This is a genomic window from Noviluteimonas lactosilytica, assembly GCF_020866925.1.
Lineage (GTDB): Bacteria > Pseudomonadota > Gammaproteobacteria > Xanthomonadales > Xanthomonadaceae > Noviluteimonas > Noviluteimonas lactosilytica.
The window spans coordinates 1,039,929-1,060,623 of sequence record NZ_JAJGAK010000001.1 but is presented as its reverse complement, the minus strand read 5'-3'; the positions used below and the strand labels follow the sequence as shown (position 1 = coordinate 1,060,623).

Sequence of the window (20,695 nt, the reverse complement as noted above, 5' to 3'; positions counted from 1 at the left end):
ATTGCCGGGCCCAGCGCCCGGCTCATCTTCATGAGGATCCCCTCCCATGCGCATGGACAAACTCACCTCGCGCTTCCAGCAGGCGCTGGCCGACGCCCAGTCGCTGGCCGTGGGCCGCGACCACAGCGTGATCGAACCGGTGCACCTGCTCGCCGCGCTGCTCGACCAGCAGGGCGGCGGCACGCGCCCGTTGCTCTCGCAGGCCGGCGTCAACGTGCCGCTGCTGCGCGAACGCCTCGGCGAAGCGCTCGACAAGTTGCCGAAGGTCTCGGGCCAGGCCGGCAACGTGAGCGTCGGCAACGATCTCGCGCGCCTGCTCAACGTCACCGACAAGCTCGCCCAGCAGAAGGGCGATGCGTTCATCGCGAGCGAACTGTTCCTGCTCGCCGCGCTCGAGGATTCCGGCGAAGCGGGCCGCGCGCTGAAGGCCGCAGGTGCCTCGAAGCAGAAGCTCGAGACCGCCATCGACGGGATGCGCGGCGGCGAGAAGGTGCAGAGCGAGAATGCCGAAGACCAGCGCCAGGCGCTGGAGAAATACACGATCGACCTCACCGCGCGCGCCGAGAACGGCAAGCTCGATCCGGTCGTCGGTCGCGACGAGGAAATCCGCCGCACCATCCAGGTCCTGCAGCGCCGCACCAAGAACAACCCCGTGCTGATCGGCGAACCCGGCGTGGGCAAGACCGCCATCGTCGAAGGCCTCGCGCAGCGCATCATCAACAACGAAGTGCCCGAAGGCCTGCGCGGCCGCCGCGTGTTGTCGCTCGACATGGGCGCGCTGATCGCCGGCGCGAAGTTCCGCGGCGAGTTCGAAGAACGCCTGAAGGCCGTGCTCAGCGACCTGGCGAAGAACGAAGGCCAGATCATCCTGTTCATCGACGAACTGCACACGATGGTCGGCGCCGGCAAGGCCGAAGGCGCGATGGACGCCGGCAACATGCTCAAGCCCGCGCTCGCGCGCGGCGAGCTGCATTGCATCGGCGCGACCACGCTCGACGAATACCGCAAGTACATCGAGAAAGATGCCGCGCTCGAACGCCGCTTCCAGAAAGTGTTCGTCGGCGAACCGAGCGTCGAGGACACCATCGCGATCCTGCGCGGCCTAAAGGAGCGCTACGCGGTGCACCACGGCGTGGAGATCACCGATCCCGCGATCGTCGCTGCTGCAACCTTGTCGAACCGTTACATCAGCGATCGCCAGTTGCCCGACAAGGCCATCGACCTGATGGACGAAGCGGCCTCGCGCATCCGCATGGAGATCGACTCCAAGCCGGAGGAACTCGATCGCAAGGAACGCCGCCTGATCCAGCTGAAGATCCAGCGCGAGGCGCTGAAGAAGGAGAAGGACGCCGAATCGAAGCAGCGCCTGGCCGACCTCGAGCAGGAAATCGAAAAGCTCGAACGCGAGTTCAACGATCTCGAGGAAGTGTGGAAGGCCGAAAAGGCCACGCTGCAGGGCGCGACGAAGATCAAGGAGCAGATCGAAGCGGCGAAGCTCGAACTCGAAGCCGCGCAGCGCAAGCAGGACTTCGCGAAGATGAGCGAGATCCAGTACGGCAAGCTGCCGGAACTGGAGAAGCAGCTGCACGCCGCGCAGGAAGCCGAGACGAAGGGCTTCACGCTGCTGCAGGACAAGGTCACCGCCGAGGAAATCGCCGAAGTCGTGTCGCGCTGGACCGGCATCCCCGTCAGCAAGATGCTCGAAGGCGAGCGCGAGAAGCTGCTCAACATGGAGTCGCAGCTGCAGCAGCGCGTGATCGGCCAGTCCGAAGCGGTTCGCGCGGTGTCGGATGCCATCCGCCGTTCACGCGCGGGTCTGAGCGATCCCAATCGGCCGAACGGTTCGTTCCTCTTCCTCGGCCCGACCGGCGTGGGCAAGACCGAACTGACCAAGGCGCTCGCCGAATTCCTGTTCGATTCGTCCGATGCGATGGTGCGCATCGACATGAGCGAGTTCATGGAGAAGCACTCGGTCGCGCGCCTGATCGGCGCGCCCCCGGGCTACGTCGGTTACGAAGAGGGCGGCTACCTCACCGAAGCGGTGCGCCGCCGCCCGTACAGCGTGATCCTGCTCGATGAAGTCGAGAAGGCGCATCCGGACGTGTTCAACATCCTGTTGCAGGTGCTCGACGATGGGCGCCTGACGGACGGGCAGGGGCGCACGGTCGATTTCCGCAACACCGTGATCGTCATGACGTCGAACCTCGGTTCGCAGATGATCCAGGAACTGTCGGGCGATACGCCGGAGTCCTACGTGCAGATGAAGGCGGCGGTGATGGGCGTGGTGCAGGCGCACTTCCGCCCGGAATTCATCAACCGCCTCGACGAGATCGTCGTCTTCCATCCGCTCGACAAGGCGCAGATCCGCGAGATCGCGCGCATCCAGACGCAATACCTGGGCAAGCGGCTGGCCGAGCGCGGGATCCGGATCGAACTGTCCGATCCGGCGCTGCAGCTGCTCGGAAACGTGGGCTTCGACCCCGTCTACGGCGCGCGCCCGCTCAAGCGCGCGATCCAGCAGCAGCTCGAAAATCCGCTGGCCACGAAGATCCTGGCCGGCGAATTCACGAGCGGCGACACGATCCTCGTGGGGGCCGAAGGCGGGCAGCTCACGTTCCGGAAGGCGTGAACGGGGCGGGAGGCGGGTAGAATGCGCCGGTAAATCCGGCCTCCCGCTGCACGCCTCCCCCTCATGATTTCCTTCCGCAACTTCGCCCTCCGCCGCGGCGAACGCCTTCTCCTGTCCGATGTCGACCTCGCGTTGCACGCGGGTTATCGCGTGGGCGTGGTCGGGCGCAACGGCACCGGCAAGTCGTCGCTGTTCGCGGTGATGATGGGCGAGGTCGAGGCGGACAAGGGCGACGTCGACATGCCCGGCAAGGCGCGCATCGCCTCGGTCGCGCAGGAAACCCCGTCGCTGCCCGATTCGGCGATCGACTTCGTGCTCTCCGGCGACGCCGCCGTGCACGCGGCGATCCAGATGGAGGCGAACGCATTCGCCAACGAAGACTGGGAAGCCGTCGCCGAGGCGCACCAGAAACTCGAAGAGCTCAACGGTTACGACGCGACCGCGCGCGCGGGCCGCTTGCTGCACGGCCTGGGCTTCCCGCCGGAAACGCACGCGAAGGCCGTGTCCGACTTCTCGGGCGGCTGGCGCGTGCGCCTCAACGTCGCGCGCGCGCTGATGACGCCGAGCGACCTGCTGCTGCTCGACGAACCGACCAATCACCTCGACCTCGACGCCGTGCTGTGGCTGGAACAGTGGCTGCTGCGCTATCCCGGCACGCTGCTGGTGATCTCGCACGACCGCGAGTTCCTCGACAACATCTGCACGCACACGCTGCACCTGCACGAGCAGCGCGCGAAGCTGTACAGCGGCGACTACACCGCGTTCGAACGCCAGCGCGCCGAACAACTGCGCCAGCAGCAGATCGCGTTCGAGAAGGAACAGGCCGAGCGCGCGCACCTGCAGTCGTTCATCGACCGATTCAAGGCCAAGGCGAGCAAGGCCAAGCAGGCGCAGTCGCGCATGAAGCGCCTGGCGAAACTCGCCGGCACCGAGGCGGTGCGCGCCGAACGCTCGCTGCACATCGATTTCCCGGAACCGGTGAAGCTGCCGAACTCGCTGGTCAGCCTGCGCCACGCCGACTGCGGTTACGGCGCGACGCGCATCCTCCACGACGTCGGCTTCAGCCTCGAAGCGGGCGATCGCGTCGGCCTGCTCGGCCCGAACGGCGCCGGCAAGTCGACGCTCGTGAAGACGCTGGTCGGCGAACTGCCGCTGATCGATGGCGACCGCATCGCGCATCCGGACATGCGCATCGGTTACTTCGCGCAGCACACGGTCGAATCGCTGACCGCGGGCGCCTCGCCGATCGATCACTTCAAGAAGATTTCGCCCGATGCGGCGACGCAGGTGTTCCGCGATTTCCTCGGCAAGTGGAATTTCCCCGGCGACCGCGCGTTCGAATCGATCGACGGATTCTCCGGCGGCGAGAAGGCGCGCCTCGCGCTCGCGATGATCGCGTTCAAGCAACCGAACGTGCTGCTGCTCGACGAGCCGACCAACCACCTCGACCTCGACATGCGCGAAGCGCTCGCCGAAGCGCTGAGCGATTTCGACGGCGCGATCGTGCTCGTCTCGCACGACCGTCACCTGATCGGCCTGGTGTGCGATCGCTTCGTGCGCGTGGCCGACGGCAAGGTCGAAGACTTCGACGGCGACCTCGACCAGTACGCGGCGTGGCTGCGCTCGCGCCCGGGCAGCGAATCGTCGAAGGCCGACAAGGCCGCGAAGGCGAAGCCCGCCGACGCCCCCGCACCCGCACCGGCGCCCGCTGCTTCGAAGCCCGCCGCGAAGAAAGTGAACACCCACGCGCTGCAGAAGGCCGAGGCCCGCGTCGCCGACCTCGAAGCGCAGATCGCGCGCATCGACGCCGAACTCGCCGATCCGAAGGCCTACACCGACGGCCGCGCCGGCGACCTCGGCAAGCAACAGGCGACGCTGCGCTTTGAGCTCGAACGCGCCGAAGCCGACCTGCTGTCCCTCTACGACGCCGCTTGATTCCCCACCGCACCGACCCTATCGAATCGCCATGCCCATCTACGCCTTCGAATGCGCCGCCTGCGGCCACGAGTTCGACCGACTCCAGAAGATGTCGGACCCCGACCCGACGACGTGCCCCGCGTGCGGCGCGGAGCACCAGGTGAAGCGCCAGCTCACCGCGCCGTCGTTCCGCCTCTCCGGCAGCGGCTGGTACGAGACCGACTTCAAGAAAGACGGCGACAAAAAGAAGAACCTGACCGAGGGGTCGGCGAAGCCGATCGAGTCGAAGCCGGCCGAGTCGAAGCCTTCGTCGTCCGAGTAACGCGTCGCACGTAGACGGATTGGGCGCGTCGCTTCGGACGGGCGGAGGGGTGCGCATGCGCACCCCTCCGCACAAACAATTCATCGCCCCCACTTCGTCGACGTCTCCGCTCTTCTGCTGAAGATGTGGAGGGAGTGAATCCGAAGTGCGGGTCGGCACGTGCAGGTGTATGTACCCCGAGCAAAACCATGGATGGTTTTGCGCACGGGCCTTGGCTGGCCATGGATGGCGCTTGGCAGGACCGGCGGGGTACATACACCTGCGCGTGTCGAGCCGCCCATCCGAAGCCGCGCTCTCCACAAGTTCAGGCAGCGACCCCTGCGCTCCACTGCACCACGCGATTCCGCCCCGCGCGCTTCGCCGCAAGCAGCGCGAGGTCCGCGCGATGCAGCAGGTCCGACAACGTTTCGCCCGCATGCCACTCGGCGACGCCGACGCTCGCGGTGCAGGAGAAGCCATCGACCGACAATGAGGCGATGCGCTCGCACACGCGCTCGATGAAGGCTTCCGCTTCGTCGGCGCGCATGCCCGGCAGCAGCAGCGCGAATTCCTCGCCGCCGACGCGGCCGATCAGGCGCCCCGCGCCCTGCAGTTCGAGCAGCACCTTCGCGACGGCCGCCAGCAACTTGTCGCCGACGCGGTGGCCGCCTTCGTCGTTCACGCGCTTGAAGTGGTCGAGGTCGAGGAAGCACGCGGTCAGCGCGTGGCCCGGGCGCGTGTGCATCAGCAGCGCTTCGCCGGTTTCGATGAAGTGGCGGCGGTTCAGCACCGAGGTGAGCGCGTCGAGTTGCGCGCGCTGCGCGAGTTCTTCTTCGGCGAGGAAGTAGCTGCGGCGCGCGTGGTCGACCGTCGCGTGCATCGCAAGCGCGACGATGGCGCCGACCACCGCCTGGATCCCGAACGCGAGCCACACCGTGCTCCCCGCCGCGCTGTGCCACAGCGCGAACCCGCCGGCCGCATAGGCCAGCAGCACAGCGACCACCACCGTGCGCGCCCGCGCCCAGAACGGCGCGGTCACCAAGGGGGTGGCGACGAACATCGGCAGCAGCAGGGCGAGGCCCCCGTGCCCGGGTCGCGTGCTGAGCGCGCACGCGAGCAGGAACAGCGTCTGCAGCGCGACCCCGGCCCATGCGAAGGCATCGGCGTCGCGCAGGCTCCGCATCCAGATCGCGATCGCCAGCAGCACGGTGAAGCTGACCCAGGTCGCCGGCGCGCGCAGCCACGCGCCGATCGGCGCCGGCATCAGCAGCGCCTCCAGCGCGATGAAGAACAGCAGCAGGAACGGGGCGAGCAGCACCAGCCGCCGCAGGCGGGCCCGCTGCCACCCGAACATCCTGCGGACGTAGACCGCCTCGCGCTCCGGCGGAAACACCATGCGACCGCCCCCTCAGTGGTCCTTGCATAAGCCCAACGTCGCAACCGGGCGGCGCAGGACTCGCACGGGAATGAGGGCCGCCCGGCGCGGGCGACCGGCTAGAATGGCCATCTTTCCGGCGCCCGTCGCCGGGCAACACAATCGGCTGGAGCCCCCATGCGTACCCACTTCTGCGGCCTCGTCGACGAGGCGCTGGTCGGACAGACCGTCACCCTGTGCGGCTGGGCCGACGTCGCCCGCAACCTCGGCGGCCTGTGCTTCATCGACCTGCGCGACCACGAAGGCATCGTCCAGATCGTCGCCGAGCCGTCGGATGCCGAAGGCAACGCCGCGGTCCTCGCGGCCGCCGCGCACGTCGGTTACGAAGACTGCCTGCGCATCACCGGTACCGTGCGCCGCCGCCAGAGCGTCAACCCGAAGATCAAGACGGGCCAGGTCGAAGTCGTCGCGACCTCGATCGAGCTGATGAACAAGGCCGAGCCGCTGCCCTTCCACGCGCACGAGAACCCGGGCGAGGACATCCGCCTGAAGTATCGCTACCTCGACCTGCGCCGCCCGGAAATGCAGCAGATGATGCGCACGCGCATCCAGCTGGTGCAGTCGCTGCGCCGCTGGCTCGACGCGCGCGGCTTCCAGGACATCGAAACGCCGATCCTCACCAAGGCGACGCCCGAAGGCGCGCGCGACTTCCTCGTGCCCGCGCGCATGCACCACGGCGAGTTCTACGCGCTGCCGCAGTCGCCGCAGCTGTTCAAACAGATCCTGATGATGGCGGGCTTCGACCGCTACTACCAGATCGCGCGCTGCTTCCGCGACGAAGCGCTGCGCGCCGACCGCCAGCTCGAATTCACGCAGCTCGACATGGAGTTCGCGTGGGTGAGCGAGCGCGACGTGCAGGACACGGTGGAGGAAATGATCCGTGTCGTGTTCCGCGAAGTGATGAACGTGGAGCTGGCCAATCCATTCCCGCGCATGACGTATGAAGAAGCGATGCGCCGCTACGGGTCGGATAAACCCGACCTGCGCAACGCGATGGAATTCACCGACATCGCCGAGCTGGTGAAGACCTGCGAATTCAAGGTGTTCACCGACTGGGCGAACCACGCAGACGGCCGCGTCGTCGCGCTGCGCACGCCGGGTGGCGCGCAGTTCTCGCGCAAGCAGATCGACGACTACGCCGCGCACGCCGCCAAGTACGGCGCGAAGGGCCTGGCGTGGATGAAGATCGACGACCTCGCCAAGGGCCGCGAAGGCGTGAGCTCGCCGATCGCGAAGTTCCTCGACGATGCGACGCTCGACGCCATCCTGAAGGCGACCGGCGCGCAAACCGGCGATGCGATCTTCTTCGGCGCCGCGACGTACAAGAGCGCGTCCGACTTCATGGGCGCGCTGCGGTTGAAGCTCGGCAAGGATCTCGGCCTCGTCGCCGAAGGCTGGGCGCCGCTGTGGGTCACCGACTTCCCGATGTTCGAGTGGGACGACGAAGAGAACCGTTTCGTCGCGCTCCACCATCCGTTCACCGCGCCGGCGGTCGATTCGATCGAAGACCTGCGCGCGAACGCGAAGTCCGCGGTGTCGCGCGGCTACGACATGGTGCTCAACGGCAACGAGATCGGCGGCGGTTCGATCCGCATCCACAACTCGAAGATGCAGAGCGCGGTGTTCGAGCTGCTCGGCATCGGCGCGGAAGAAGCGGAAGGCAAGTTCGGCTTCCTGCTCGACGCGCTGAAGTACGGCGCGCCGCCGCACGGCGGCATCGCGTTCGGCATCGATCGCATCGCCGCGCTGATGGCGGGCACCGAATCGATCCGCGACGTCATCGCGTTCCCGAAGACCACGACCGCGCAGTGCCTGATGACCGGCGCGCCGTCGCCGGTGCCGGATGCGCAGCTGGCCGAAGTGCACGTGCAGGTGCGCGAGAAGGTCGCGAAGTGAACGTCATGGCCGGCGATTGCACGATTCGCCGCGCGACGCCGGCCGACGCCATGCGTTTGTCGGAAGTCGCCGAGCGCGCGTTCGTGCAGGCCTTCGGTCATCTCTATCCGCCGGAAGACCTCGCGGCGTTCGTGCGCGACAGCTATTCGCTCGAACAGCACGACAAGTACCTCGCTGATCCGGGTTGCGCGCTGTGGCTCGTCGAGCGCGATGGCGAAGCGGTGGGTTACGCACTCGCCGGTCGTCCGTGCACGTTGCCGCACGCCGACGTGAAGCCCGAAGACGGCGAGTTGAAGCGCATCTACCTGATGCCGGCCGCGCAGAACGGCGGCGTCGGTTCGCGCCTGATCCAGACCGCGTTCGACTGGCTCGAACAGGACGGCCCGCGCACGCTGTGGATCGGCGTGTACTCGCAGAACTTCGGCGCGCAGCGGTTCTACGAACGCCTTGGGTTCCAGAAGGTCGGCGGCTACGAATTCCTGGTCGGCAAAACGCGCGACCCCGAATTCATCCTGCGTCGCGATGCCGCCGCTTCGCCGAAGGCGCGCGCGAACGCCGGATGACCCATCCCCCGACCAGCCGCACCGTGCTCCTGCTGCACGGCCTGTGGATGCCGGGCATGGCGATGCATTGGCTCGCCGGCAAGCTGCACGGGGCGGGGTTCGATACCGAAGTCTTCTCCTACCTGAGCGTCGCCGACGGGCCCGATCGCGCGGTGCCGCGCCTGATCGAGGCGATCGGCGATCGCGAACTCGACATCGTCGCGCACAGCCTCGGCGGCCTGATCGCGTTGCAGGCGCTGACCGATGCGCCGCAGTTGAAGGTGCGGCGCGTCGTGTGCCTGGGCTCGCCGCTCACCGGCAGCGGCGCGGCCGCGGGCATGCTGCATTGGCCGATGGCGGGCGCGATGCTCGGGCGCAGCGCGCGCCTGTTGCGCGAAGGCTTCCGGGCGTGCCCGACCTGCGGCGCCGAGGTCGGCGTGGTCGCGGGCCGCGTGCCGCATGGGCTCGGGGCCTTGTTCGCGGGCTTCGGCAGCGAGCACGACGGCACGGTCGCGGTCGAGGAAACCCGCCTTGCGGGCGTGAAGGACCACGTGGTCGTCGACGCCAGCCACAGCGGCCTGCTGTTTTCGGCCGAAGCGGCCGGGCAGGCGGTGGCCTTCCTGCGCGACGGCGCGTTTTCGCAAGCACGATCAGGGCCGGCCGCGTAGAATCCGCGCCCTCGCAACGCAAGGCATCGGGTTCCCCATGGGTCGTGGCCCCTCCATCGAAGCGCGCAAGAACGCCGTCGACGCGCAGCGCGGCAAGATCTTCACCAAGGTGATCCGCGAAATCGGCGTGGCGGCACGCGCCGGCGGCGGCGACCCGGCTTCCAATCCGCGCCTGCGCGCGGCGATCGACCGCGGCCTGCAGGTCAACATGTCCAAGGACGTGATCGAGCGCGCGATCAAGAAGGCGACCGGCGAACTCGAAGGCGTCACCTACGAGGAAATCCGCTACGAGGGCTACGCGCCCGGCGGCGTCGCGGTGATCGTCGACTGCCTCACCGACAACAAGGTCCGCACCGTCGCCGACGTGCGCCATGCGTTCGGCAAGTTCGGCGGCAACCTCGGCACCGACGGCTCCGTGGCCTTCATGTTCAGGAAGCTCGGCGTCCTCTCGTTCGCGTCCGGCGCGGACGAAGAGCGCATCACCGACCTCGCGATCGAAGCCGGCGCCGACGACGTGGTCGTCTACCCGGAAGACGGCGCGATCGACGTCCTCACCGCGCCCGACGCCTTCGAAAGCGTCAAGGCCGCGATGGAAGGCGCGGGCCTGAAGGCCGACCTCGGCGAAATCACGATGCGCGCGGACAACGACATCGCCGTGACCGGCGACACCGCCATCCAGGTCGCCAAGTTGCTGCGCTGGCTCGAGGACCTGGACGACGTCCAGAACGTCTATTCGAACGCCGACCTCGGCGACGCCGCATACGCGTAAGACGCAGCGTAGACTCGACAACGTGACCCGCATCCTCGGCATCGACCCCGGTTCCCAGCGCACCGGCGTGGGCGTGATCGACGTCGACGAGGCGGGGCGTTGCACGTTCGTCCATTGCGAAGCGCTGGTGCTGCTCGACGCCGCCGATTTCCCCGCGCGCCTCGGCCGCCTGTGCGAAGGCCTCGAAGCGGTGATCGACGGCTGGCGACCCGACGAGGTCGCGATCGAAACCGTCTTCATGGACAAGAACGCCAGTTCCGCGCTGAAGCTGGGTCACGCCCGCGGCGCGGCGCTCGCGACCGTCGTGCGTCGCCACCTGCCCGTGCACGAATATGCGCCGCGCCTGATCAAGCAATCGCTGGTCGGCCGCGGCGCCGCCGAGAAAGCCCAGGTGCAGCACATGGTGCGCCTGTTGCTGAAACTCCCCGACGCACGCCTGCAGGCCGACGCCGCGGATGCGCTGGCCGTCGCACTCACGCACGCGCACATGAGCGCGACCGCATTGCGCGCGGGCGCAAGCGTCGCGCTGCTGCGCCGCCGCTGACAACACGAGGACAGACACAGGTGATCGGACGCCTCAAGGGAATCCTCGTGCACAAGCAGCCGCCGTGGCTGGTGGTCGACGTCAACGGCGTGGGCTACGAACTCGAAGCGCCGATGAGCACGTTCTACGACCTGCCCGAACTCGGGCGCGAGGTCGCGTTGTTCACGCATTACGCGCAAAAGGAAGACAGCGTGTCGCTGTACGGCTTCCTGCGCGAGAACGAGCGGCGGTTGTTCCGCGACGTGCAGCGGGTGTCGGGCATCGGCGCGAAGATCGCGCTGGCCGTGCTCTCCGGCGTCAGCGTCGACGAATTCGCGCGCATGGTGCAGGCGAGCGACGTCACCGCGCTCACGCGCATCCCCGGCATCGGCAAGAAGACCGCCGAACGCATGGTGGTCGAACTGCGCGATCGCGCGGCCGACCTCGGCGGCGGTGGCGGTCCGCTGGGCACGGGCGGCGTGCCCGCCGATCCGCAATCCGAAGCGGTCGTCGCCCTGCAGCAACTCGGTTACAAGCCCGCGGAAGCGGCGCGGATGGTGCGTGACGCCGCCGCAGCCGGCGACGACGCCGCGACCATCATCCGCAAGGCGCTAAAGTCCGCGCTCCGCTGAGTCCGTCAAGACCATGGCCGCCAACGAAAAGGCAACTTCGCACGCCAGCGGGCATGGCGGATCGACAGGGCTGCTCGCGCTCTCCGTCGGCGCCGTCGGCGTCGTGTTCGGCGACATCGGCACGAGCCCGCTGTACACGCTGAAGGAAGCGTTCTCGCCGCATTACGGCCTGGTCGCCAACCACGACACCGTGCTCGGCATCCTGTCGCTGGTGTTCTGGGCGCTGATGATCGTGGTGACCACGAAGTACGTCACCATCATCATGCGCGCCGACAACGAAGGCGAGGGCGGCATCATGGCGTTGATGGCGCTCGCCCAGCGTACGCTGCCGAAAGATTCGCGCTCGGCGTACGCGGTGGGCATCCTCGGGATCTTCGGTGCGTCGCTGTTCTTCGGCGACGGTGTGATCACGCCGGCCATCACCACGCTGTCGGCGATCGAAGGCCTGGAAGTCGTCGCGCCGCAGCTGCACTCGTGGGTCGTGCCGCTCACGCTCGGCATCATCGTGTTCCTGTTCGTCACGCAGCGCTTCGGCACCGCGCGCGTGGGCAAGGTGTTCGGGCCGATCATGGTGGTGTGGTTCGTCGCGCTCGCGGTGATCGGCGTGATCAACATCCGCCACAACCCCGAGGTCTTCCACGCGATCAACCCGTGGTGGGCGATGAACTTCTTCGCAACGCACGGCGGGCACGCGATCTTCATCCTCGGCGCGGTGGTGCTCGCGGTCACCGGCGGCGAGGCGCTGTACGCGGACATGGGCCACTTCGGCGCGCGGCCGATCCGCCACGCGTGGTACTGGTTCGTGCTGCCCGCGCTGATGCTCAACTACATGGGGCAGGGCGCGCTGCTGCTGCTCGACCCGGACGTCGCGCGCAATCCGTTCTACCTCGCCGTGCCCGACATGGTCCGCATCCCGATGATCGTGCTCGCCACCGCGGCGGCGGTGATCGCATCGCAGGCGGTGATCACCGGTGCGTACTCGGTCGCGCGCCAGGCGATGCAGCTCGGCTACATCCCGCGCATGCGCATCCAGCACACGTCGAAGGAAACCATCGGCCAGATCTACATCCCGTGGATCAACTGGGTGCTGATGCTCGCGGTGATCGCGGTCGTGCTGATGTTCCGCAGCTCGACGGGCCTGGCGTCGGCGTACGGTGTGTCGGTGTCCGGCACGATGCTGATCGACACGCTGCTGCTGTTCCTGGTCGCGCGCGCGATGTGGCCGAAGGCGCGCGCGTGGGTGCTGCCGCTGTGCGTGGTGTTCGGGATCATCGACGTCGCATTCCTCGTCGCCAACGGCGTGAAGTTCCTCGACGGCGCGTGGTTCCCCGTCGTGCTCGCGATCTTCGTGTTCACCGTGCTGCGCACGTGGCGCCGTGGTCGCCAGCTGTTGTACGAGGAAATCCGCAAGGAAGGCATCCAGCTCGATTCCTTCCTGCCCGGCCTGATGCTCGCGCCGCCGACGCGCGTGCCGGGGACCGCCATTTTCCTGATCGCGCAGAAGGGCATGGTGCCGCACGCGCTGCTGCACAACCTCAAGCACAACAAGGTGCTGCACGAGCGCAACGTGTTCCTCACGGTGGAAACGCTCAACGTGCCGCACGCGCCCAAGGATGCGCGCCTGAAGATCGAAGCGATCGGCGACGACTTCTACCGCGTGACGGTGCGCTTCGGCTTCATGGAAGTCCCCGACGTGCCGCTGGCGCTGATGCGCTCCTGCGACATGGAGGAACGCGTCGGCATCCCGTTCGACCCGATGGACACGACGTACTTCGCCAGCCGCGAAACCATCGTCGCCGGCCGCCACCGCGGCATGCCCGTATGGCGCGACCGCCTGTTCGCCTTCCTGCACCGCAACGCCGCGCCGGCCACGGGGTTCTTCCGCATCCCGGGCAACCGGCTGGTGGAACTGGGCGCACAGGTCGAAATCTGAATCCTGCCGAAGAGGTCGCGGTTGCCGCCGGCCCCGCTGGCGTTACAATGTGCGCACATTTCGGCAGGAGGTCGTCCCATGGCCATCGCCCTCGGCCGCCGCGAACCCGCGGCCGCCACCATCAACATTCGCGCGTCGAAGGCCATGAAGGCCCTGATCGACCAGGCCGCCGATGCGCTGGGCGTGAAGCGCACCGAGTTCATGCTGCAGACGCTCTCCGAGCGCGCGCATGAAGTGCTCGCCGATCGCACGTCGTTCCAGTTGGGTACGAAGCAGCTCAACGACTTCAATCGCCTGATCGACGAACCGGTCAGCGACGCCGCCCTGCGGATGCTCACCAAGCGTGCGCCCTGGGAAGCCTGAGGCGCCGACGCTTCGCCCGCCGGAGCGGCTGGCGCAACTTCATCGAACCGACGATTTTCGATGCAGGCACGCGTCGCTGGCGCGCTGGCTCCGCGAGCGCGCGTTCGACAGCCAGGCCAGCGGTGCTTCCAACACATTCGTCGTGTGCGAAGGCGACACCGTCGTGGGGTACTACTCGCTCGCCGCGGGATCGATCCGCCACGCGCAATCGGCCAACGCGAAGATGCGGCGCAACATGCCCGATCCGATCCCCGTGGCGTTGCTCGGGCGCCTCGCCGTTCACGAAGACCATGAGCGTCGAGGCATCGGAAGCGGCCTGTTGAAGGATGCGTCGCGGCGATGCCTCCGCGCCGCGCAGGAAGGCCCCGGTATCGCGGCGATCCTCTGCCATGCGATCGACGAAACGGCCAGGTCCTTTTACCTCGACCGAGGATTCGTGCCGTCGCCGATCGAGCCGCTGACCGTCGTGTTGCCGCTCCGCGACCTCGCGAAACGCCTGGCCGACAACATGCGACGATAGCCCCATGAACGAACCCCGCGTCATCACCGCCGCCTCCACGCGCGAAGACGAAGCCATCGAAGCTTCCATCCGCCCGAAGAAGCTCGACGAATACCTGGGCCAGGCCCCGGTCCGCGAGCAGATGCAGATCTACATCGAGGCGGCGAAGGCGCGCGGCGAGGCGCTCGACCACGTGCTGATCTTCGGGCCGCCGGGCCTCGGCAAGACGACGCTGTCGCACGTGATCGCCAACGAACTCGGCGTCGGGCTGCGCCAGACGTCCGGTCCGGTGATCGAGAAGGCCGGCGACCTCGCGGCGCTGCTCACCAACCTGCAGCCGCACGACGTGCTGTTCGTCGACGAGATCCATCGCCTTTCGCCGGTGGTCGAGGAAGTGCTGTATCCGGCGATGGAAGACTTCCAGATCGACATCATGATCGGCGAAGGCCCCGCGGCCCGATCGATCAAGCTCGACCTGCCGCCCTTCACGCTGATCGGCGCGACCACGCGCGCGGGCCTGCTCACCGCGCCCCTACGCGATCGCTTCGGCATCGTGCAGCGCCTGGAGTTCTACACGCCGGAAGAACTCACGCGCATCGTGCGCCGCTCGGCGACGATCCTCGGCATCTCGTGCGAACCCGAAGGCGCGGCGGAAATCGCCAACCGTTCGCGCGGCACGCCGCGCATCGCCAACCGCCTGCTGCGCCGCGTGCGCGACTTCGCGCAGGTTCGCGCCGACGGCCGCATCGACAAGGCCGTCGCCGACGCCGCGATGCAGATGCTGAAGGTCGACCCGCAGGGCTTCGACGAACTCGACCGCCGCCTACTGCGCACGATCGTCGAATCCTTCGACGGCGGCCCGGTCGGCGTGGAATCGCTCGCCGCCGCGCTGAGCGAGGAGCGCGGTACGCTCGAAGACGTGATCGAGCCCTACCTGATCCAGCAGGGCTACCTCGTCCGCACCGCGCGCGGCCGCATGGCCACCGCGAAGGCCTATCGCCACCTCGGCCTGCGCCCGAAGACCGGTGCGCAAGACCTCTTCACCGGACCGGACACGACCAACGCGGACGATGCAACCCGTGAGTGAGCCGGTGTTCAGTTGGCCGACACGGGTCTACTGGGAGGATACCGACGCTGGCGGCGTGGTCTACCACGCGCAGTACCTGGCGTTCCTCGAACGCGCGCGGACCGAATGGATGCGCGCGCAGGGAAACGGCCAGTCGCGCCTGCGCGACGAACATGATCTCGTGTTCGCCGTGCGCGCGATGCGCATCGACTTCCGCCTGCCGGCCCGGCTCGACGACGCCCTGCAGGTGTCGGTCTCGCTGACGCAGTGCAGGCGCGCGAGCCTCGTGCTCGTGCAGTCGATCCACCGCGACGGGGAACTGCTGCTCGACGCGGAGGTCCGTATCGCGGCGCTGTCCGCGTCGAGCTTCAAACCCGTTGCGATCCCCCAACCGTTGCATGACTCGTTGAACGCCCTCGTGGAGACCCCCGCATGACGCCGATCCTGATGCTGCAGGAAGCCGCCACCCAAGCTTTGCCGGAACAGGCGCCTGCGCAGACCGTGGAGATCGCCGACCAGGCGGGCCAGGCCGCCGCGGCCGCCGCCGCGCCGGGCGGCCACCTCGACGTCCTGCAGCTGATCCTGCACGCGAGCATCCCGGTGCAGCTGGTGATGCTGCTGCTGCTGTTCGCCTCGATCGCGTCGTGGCTGATCATCTTCCGCAAGAAGCGCATGCTCGATCGCGCGGAGAAGGATGCCGAACGTTTCGAAGAGCGCTTCTGGTCCGGCGCCGAGTTGTCGAAACTGTATTCCGGCGCCACCGAACGCGGCCGCAGCGCCGAAGGCCTGGAGGCGATCTTCGAAGCGGGCTTCCGCGAGTTCAACCGCGTGCGCCAGCGCCGCGGCGTCGACGGACGCATGCAACTGGAAGGCGCGCAGCGCGCCATGCGTGCGACGACCTCGCGCGAACTCGACGGCCTCGAACACAACCTCGAATTCCTCGCCAACGTCGGCTCGATCTCCCCGTACGTCGGCCTGTTCGGCACGGTGTGGGGCATCATGATTTCGTTCCAGGGCCTGGCCAACGTGAAGGAAGCGACCATCGCGACCGTCGCGCCGGGCATCTCCGAAGCGCTGATCGCCACCGCGATGGGCCTGTTCGCCGCGATCCCCGCGGTGTGGGCGTACAACCGCTTCGCGACCAAGGTCGAACGCATCGCGACGCGCTACGACGCGTTCTCCGAAGAGTTCTCCTCGATCCTGCAGCGCCAGGCCCACGTCGACGACTAACGGGGGCCGTCCATGAACGCCACGCCTTCGCGCCGCCACCGCAAGCGCAAGCTCAAGGCCGAGATCAACGTCGTTCCGTACATCGACGTGATGCTCGTGCTGCTGATCATCTTCATGGTGACCGCGCCGCTGTTGAACCTCGGCGTCGACATCGAATTGCCGCAGTCCAACGCGCGCCCGGTCGAACAGAAGAAGGAACCGATCGTCGTCAGCCTCGATCGCGACGGCAACCTGTGGCTCACGCTGCAGGGTGCGAAGAACGAACCGGTCACGCAGGACCAGCTCGTCGAAAAGGTCGGCGCCTTCGTGCGCAACAACAAGGACGTGCCGGTGTACGTCGCCGCCGACAATGACGTCGCGTACCAGAAGGTCTACGACGTGCTGACCGCGCTGCAGACGCGCGCGCAGGTGCCGCGTGCGGGCCTCATGAGCTCGCCGGCCGGAGCCCAGCCGGCCGGGGCAGCGAAGCAGTGAAGGAGCGTCGCGCCGATACGGTGCAATCGTTCTTCGCGTCGCTGTTGCTGCACGCGTTGTTCTTCGCGCTCGTGTATTTCGGGCTGTACTGGACGCGCACGGGCGCGCCGGAATTGCTGAAGGGCCCGGTGATCGAAGCCGAGTTGATCGATCCGAACGCGTTGACGGCGTCGATGCGACGCACGCTCGCGCAGCGCCCCGAACAGGCGACGCCGCCACCGCCCGCCGAAGTCGCGCCGGAAGAAACGACGCCGCAACAGCAACCCGAACCGGAGCCGCTTCCCGAAGTCGCGCCGACGCCGCCGCAACCCGTCGCGCAGGAACCGGTGCCCAAGCCCGACACGCGCGACCAGGAACTCGCGACGCCCGAAGCGATCGCGGAAAAACCGCCGGTCGATCGCGCACAGGAAGAACGGCGCCGCCAGGAACAGATCGACCTCACCAAGCGCGAGCAGCAGCTGGAAGCCGAACGCAAGCAACGCCTGAGCGCGATGGAACAGATGCGGCAGAAGCAACTCGCCGACATCCGTCGCCAGCGCGAAGCCGCCAAGCGCGAAGCGAACCTCGCCGAGCAAAAACTTCGCCAGATCGCGGATCGCAACAACGCGGCCGAAGCCTCGGCGCAATCCGATGCGCCCGCGAGCCCGCCGCCGGGGCAGGGCGGTCAGTCCGACGACCTGCGCGCGCGTTACCTCAGCGCGATCTCCAACGCGGTGCGCATGAACTGGACGCGCCCCGATGACGTGCCGGGTGGCGCGGTCTGCCCGATCCGCATCGAACAGTCGCGCGGCGGCCGCGTCGAACGCGTCGAGGTGATGCCCAACTGCCCCTACGACGAACTGACCCGGCGCTCGGTCGAAGCCGCGGTGCTCAAGGCCCAGCCCTTGCCGTATGCCGGGTTCGAAAGTGTCTTCATCGACAGCCTGATCCTCCGATTCCGGGCCGAATGAGTCCGGGCGGGGCTCGAAAGTCCCGATCCGTTCATCTTTGTTCCGCATTTCACGGCCAAGCTGTTAACAACACCGCTCCATTCAGGATCCCCCCACGATGACCCGAACGCTGCGCCGGCTCGCCGCCCTCGTCCTCCTCCTGTTGCCCTTCGCGGCAACGGCTCAAGTCGAAGTCGATGTCGTCGGCGGCACCGCCTCGGCGCTGCCCATCGCGGTCGTCCCGTTCTCCGGTGGAGCGGGGGGCGACGACAACATCGGCGCGATCATCGCCAACGACCTCGCGCGCTCGGGTTCCTTCCGCACGCTGCCCGACCGCGATCTCGTCGAACGGCCGACCGCGTCGAGCGAAGTGAACTACCCGACGTGGCGCGCGCTGCAGCAGGAGTTCCTGCTCGTCGGTCGCGCGCTGCCCGAGGGCGGCAACCTGCGCGTCGAATACGAACTGTTCGACGTCGCCAAGCAGCAACGCATCCTCGGCGAAGCGAAGATCGCGCCGGCCGCCGCTTCGCGCGACCTCGCGCACCAAGTCGCCGATGCGGTGTACGAAAAGATCCTCGGCGTGCGCGGCGCATTCTGGACGCGCATCGCCTACGTGACCGCGAGCGGCACCGGCAACAACCGCCACTACAACCTGATGGTCGCCGACAGCGACGGCCACAATTCGCAGGATGTCGTGAGTTCGCCGCAGCCGATTCTCTCGCCGTCGTGGAGCCCGGATGGAAAGCGCCTGGCCTACGTCAGTTTCGATCGCGGAAACTCGGCGATCTACATCCAGAACCTGGCGTCGAGCGGACGCGAATTGGTCGCGAGCTTCCGCGGCATCAACGGTGCGCCGAGCTTCTCGCCCGACGGCAGCAAGCTCGCGCTGACGCTCTCGCGCAGCGGCAACCCCGAGGTCTACGTGATGGACCTGGGCAGCAAGCAGTTGCGCCAGATCACCAACCACTTCGGCATCGACACCGAGCCGGTGTGGAGCGCCGACGGCGGCACGATCTATTTCACGTCCGATCGCGGCGGGCGTCCGCAGATCTATCAAGCCTCGGCCGGCGGCGGCGGCGCAACGCGCCTCACGTTCTCGGGCAGCTACAACGCGCGCGCGACGGTCTCGGCCGACGGCAAGAAGATCGCCACCGCGCAGGGCAACGGCAACACCTATCGCATCGCGCTGATGGATCGCGCGCAGGGCAACCGGTGGACGCCGCTCTCGCCGGGCAACCTCGACGAATCGCCGAGCTTCGCCCCCAACGCATCGATGCTGCTCTACGCCGCGAAGGAAGGCGGGCGCAGCGTGCTGTACACCGTGTCCGCCGACGGCCGCGCCCGCGCGCGACTGCCCGTGCAGGGCGCAAGCGTCCAGGAACCGGCCTGGGGCCCGTACCGGCAAAAGCGCTGAACGGGCGTAGACTTTCGACCCCCGGCCGCCGCGAAACGGCGGCCGCTCCCACAATGCGAGAAGACGAGGAACGACGATGAACGCAACTGCGAAGAACGTGCTGATGGCCGCCATGCTGGTGACGGCGGTCGCGGCCTGCTCCAAGAAGGTCAAGGAAGAACCGGTGGCGCCGGCCGTGCCGAGCACGGTTGCTCCGCCGCCGGAAGCCACGACCCCGGGCGCCTTCACGCCCGAAGACCTGGACCGCGACGCCTGCCTTCGCCAGCGCATCGTGTACTTCGACTTCGACCAGGATGCGCTGCGTCCGGAGTTCCAGGCCGCGATGGCCTGCCACGCCAAGTACCTGCGCGACCGTCCCTCGGCGCGCATGACGCTGGAAGGCCACGCCGACGAACGCGGCAGCCGCGAATACAACCTCGGCCTCGGCGAGCGCCGCGGCAACGCGGTGTCTTCCGCGCTGCAGGCCAACGGTGGTTCGGCCAGCCAGATCACCGTCGTGAGCTACGGCGAAGAGCGTCCGACCTGCAACGAATCGACCGAAGATTGCTGGGCGAAGAACCGCCGGGTCGAGATCGTCTACACGGCGAAGTAAGCGATGCGGCGCCCGCGTGCCATCGGTTTCGTAATTGCGGCGGCCCTCGTGGCCGCCGCTCCCGCATTCGCGCAACGCGCGAGCCTCGCCGATCGCGTGGCCGCGCTCGAGCAGCAGGCCGCCAACAACCAGGGCAACGTGGACCTGCTCAACCAGGTTTCGCAGTTGCGCTCGGAAGTGACGGCGTTGCGTTCGCAACTCGAGGAAACCCAGCAGGAGAACGCGCAGCTCAAGACCGAGCTCGCCAATCGCTGGGGCGACGTCGATGCGCGCCTGACGCGCATCGAAACGGGTGCGACGACGGTGCCGCCGGGTGCGTCGACGTCCGTGCGTCCCGCGAGTGGCGCAACGTCGGCGCCTTCCGCGAGCGTCGACCGTCCACCGACTGTGCGCGGCGACGCCGGTGCCGTCGCGACGACGGGCGACGAGCGCGCGGCCTACAACGCCGCGTTCGACGTGCTGAAGTCCGGCGACTACGTGACTTCGGCGCAGCGTTTCCAGGCGTTCCTGCGCGACTACCCGCAGGGCACGTACGCGCCGAACGCGCTGTACTGGCTCGGCGAGAGCTACTACGTCACGCAGAACTACGACCTCGCGCTCGAGCAATTCCAGTCGCTGCTCGGCCAATACCCGACGCACGACAAGGCGCCGGGCGCGCTGCTCAAGGTCGGCCTGTCGCAATACGGCCTCAAGCAGTTGGATGCGGCCGAAGCCACGCTGTCGCAGGTCGCCCAGCAGTACCCGGGCACCGACGCGGCCCGCACGGCCGAAGACCGCCTCCGCGCGATCCAGCTCGGCCGGGTTCGCTGAACCCCCGCCCGCGTTGATGGGGATTCGAAGGGGGCATCGCCCCCTTCACCCCGGGGGAAGCGGCGAGGTCCTG

21 protein-coding genes are annotated in these 20,695 nt (G+C 67.8%); 20 read left to right on the top strand and 1 reads right to left on the bottom strand.

All coding sequences use genetic code 11. The features are described from left to right. The first annotated feature begins 46 nt into the window (after window positions 1-46). The 3 genes from clpB to LK996_RS05200 all read left to right on the top strand — a co-directional run bounded on the left by clpB (window position 47) and on the right by LK996_RS05200 (window position 4,868). On the top strand, window positions 47-2,629 hold the full coding sequence (gene clpB / locus LK996_RS05210; protein WP_230526075.1) for an ATP-dependent chaperone ClpB: 2,583 nt from the start codon (window positions 47-49) through the stop codon (window positions 2,627-2,629). 63 nt (window positions 2,630-2,692) lie between these two features. After that, window positions 2,693-4,564: an ABC-F family ATP-binding cassette domain-containing protein gene (locus tag LK996_RS05205; RefSeq protein WP_230526074.1), complete on the top strand. Its 1,872-nt coding sequence runs from the start codon at window positions 2,693-2,695 to the stop codon at window positions 4,562-4,564. A 31-nt stretch (window positions 4,565-4,595) separates the two neighbouring features. Beyond that, on the top strand, window positions 4,596-4,868 hold the full coding sequence (locus tag LK996_RS05200) for an FmdB family zinc ribbon protein (protein WP_230526073.1): 273 nt from the start codon (window positions 4,596-4,598) through the stop codon (window positions 4,866-4,868). Window positions 4,869-5,172: 304 nt separating this feature from the next. On the opposite strand, the gene LK996_RS05195 is transcribed toward LK996_RS05200, so the two are convergent. After that, a complete protein-coding gene (locus LK996_RS05195; RefSeq protein ID WP_230526072.1) occupies window positions 5,173-6,243 on the bottom strand; it encodes a GGDEF domain-containing protein in 1,071 nt (356 codons plus the stop codon). A gap of 156 nt (window positions 6,244-6,399) precedes the next feature. Between LK996_RS05195 and aspS the strand changes: the two genes are divergently transcribed. From aspS to ybgF, 17 genes are all read left to right on the top strand, one after another. Next, window positions 6,400-8,178 (top strand): aspartate--tRNA ligase, encoded by a 1,779-nt coding sequence (aspS, locus tag LK996_RS05190; protein ID WP_230526071.1) that lies wholly within the window; start codon window positions 6,400-6,402, stop codon window positions 8,176-8,178. Window positions 8,179-8,183: 5 nt separating this feature from the next. Continuing rightward, window positions 8,184-8,741, top strand: coding sequence for a GNAT family N-acetyltransferase (locus LK996_RS05185; RefSeq protein WP_230526837.1), 558 nt, complete (start codon window positions 8,184-8,186; stop codon window positions 8,739-8,741). After that, window positions 8,738-9,388 (top strand): alpha/beta fold hydrolase, encoded by a 651-nt coding sequence (locus LK996_RS05180; protein WP_230526070.1) that lies wholly within the window; start codon window positions 8,738-8,740, stop codon window positions 9,386-9,388. The genes LK996_RS05185 and LK996_RS05180 overlap by 4 nt, the downstream gene beginning before the upstream one ends. A gap of 37 nt (window positions 9,389-9,425) precedes the next feature. Continuing rightward, on the top strand, window positions 9,426-10,157 hold the full coding sequence (locus tag LK996_RS05175; RefSeq protein WP_230526069.1) for a YebC/PmpR family DNA-binding transcriptional regulator: 732 nt from the start codon (window positions 9,426-9,428) through the stop codon (window positions 10,155-10,157). Between the two features lie 22 nt (window positions 10,158-10,179). After that, window positions 10,180-10,701, top strand: coding sequence for a crossover junction endodeoxyribonuclease RuvC (gene ruvC, locus LK996_RS05170; protein WP_230526068.1), 522 nt, complete (start codon window positions 10,180-10,182; stop codon window positions 10,699-10,701). 20 nt (window positions 10,702-10,721) lie between these two features. Further along, window positions 10,722-11,312, top strand: a complete 591-nt coding sequence (ruvA, locus tag LK996_RS05165; protein ID WP_230526067.1) for a Holliday junction branch migration protein RuvA — start codon at window positions 10,722-10,724, stop codon at window positions 11,310-11,312. Between the two features lie 13 nt (window positions 11,313-11,325). Continuing rightward, the gene (locus LK996_RS05160) at window positions 11,326-13,245 is read left to right on the top strand and encodes a potassium transporter Kup (RefSeq protein WP_230526066.1); all 1,920 of its coding nucleotides are present in this window, start codon (window positions 11,326-11,328) and stop codon (window positions 13,243-13,245) included. 78 nt (window positions 13,246-13,323) lie between these two features. Beyond that, complete coding sequence (locus LK996_RS05155) at window positions 13,324-13,608, top strand: type II toxin-antitoxin system TacA family antitoxin (RefSeq protein WP_230526065.1); 285 nt, start codon at window positions 13,324-13,326, stop codon at window positions 13,606-13,608. Continuing rightward, window positions 13,589-14,128, top strand: a complete 540-nt coding sequence (locus tag LK996_RS05150) for a GNAT family N-acetyltransferase (RefSeq protein ID WP_343225848.1) — start codon at window positions 13,589-13,591, stop codon at window positions 14,126-14,128. Before LK996_RS05155 ends, LK996_RS05150 begins: the two co-directional genes overlap by 20 nt. 4 nt (window positions 14,129-14,132) lie before the next feature. Beyond that, complete coding sequence (gene ruvB / locus LK996_RS05145) at window positions 14,133-15,194, top strand: Holliday junction branch migration DNA helicase RuvB (protein WP_230526063.1); 1,062 nt, start codon at window positions 14,133-14,135, stop codon at window positions 15,192-15,194. Continuing rightward, window positions 15,178-15,609: a tol-pal system-associated acyl-CoA thioesterase gene (gene ybgC, locus LK996_RS05140; protein WP_230526062.1), complete on the top strand. Its 432-nt coding sequence runs from the start codon at window positions 15,178-15,180 to the stop codon at window positions 15,607-15,609. Before ruvB ends, ybgC begins: the two co-directional genes overlap by 17 nt. After that, window positions 15,606-16,403, top strand: coding sequence for a protein TolQ (gene tolQ / locus LK996_RS05135; protein WP_230526061.1), 798 nt, complete (start codon window positions 15,606-15,608; stop codon window positions 16,401-16,403). The genes ybgC and tolQ overlap by 4 nt, the downstream gene beginning before the upstream one ends. Window positions 16,404-16,415: 12 nt before the next feature. Then, a complete protein-coding gene (gene tolR / locus LK996_RS05130) occupies window positions 16,416-16,877 on the top strand; it encodes a protein TolR (RefSeq protein ID WP_230526060.1) in 462 nt (153 codons plus the stop codon). Beyond that, window positions 16,874-17,827, top strand: a complete 954-nt coding sequence (tolA, locus tag LK996_RS05125) for a cell envelope integrity protein TolA (RefSeq protein ID WP_230526059.1) — start codon at window positions 16,874-16,876, stop codon at window positions 17,825-17,827. Before tolR ends, tolA begins: the two co-directional genes overlap by 4 nt. A gap of 97 nt (window positions 17,828-17,924) precedes the next feature. Then, on the top strand, window positions 17,925-19,220 hold the full coding sequence (tolB, locus tag LK996_RS05120) for a Tol-Pal system beta propeller repeat protein TolB (protein ID WP_230526058.1): 1,296 nt from the start codon (window positions 17,925-17,927) through the stop codon (window positions 19,218-19,220). A 76-nt stretch (window positions 19,221-19,296) separates the two neighbouring features. Beyond that, on the top strand, window positions 19,297-19,812 hold the full coding sequence (pal, locus tag LK996_RS05115) for a peptidoglycan-associated lipoprotein Pal (RefSeq protein WP_230526057.1): 516 nt from the start codon (window positions 19,297-19,299) through the stop codon (window positions 19,810-19,812). A 3-nt stretch (window positions 19,813-19,815) separates the two neighbouring features. After that, entirely contained in the window at window positions 19,816-20,622 is an 807-nt protein-coding gene (gene ybgF / locus LK996_RS05110) for a tol-pal system protein YbgF (protein WP_230526056.1), read from the top strand. Window positions 20,623-20,695: the final 73 nt, after the last annotated feature.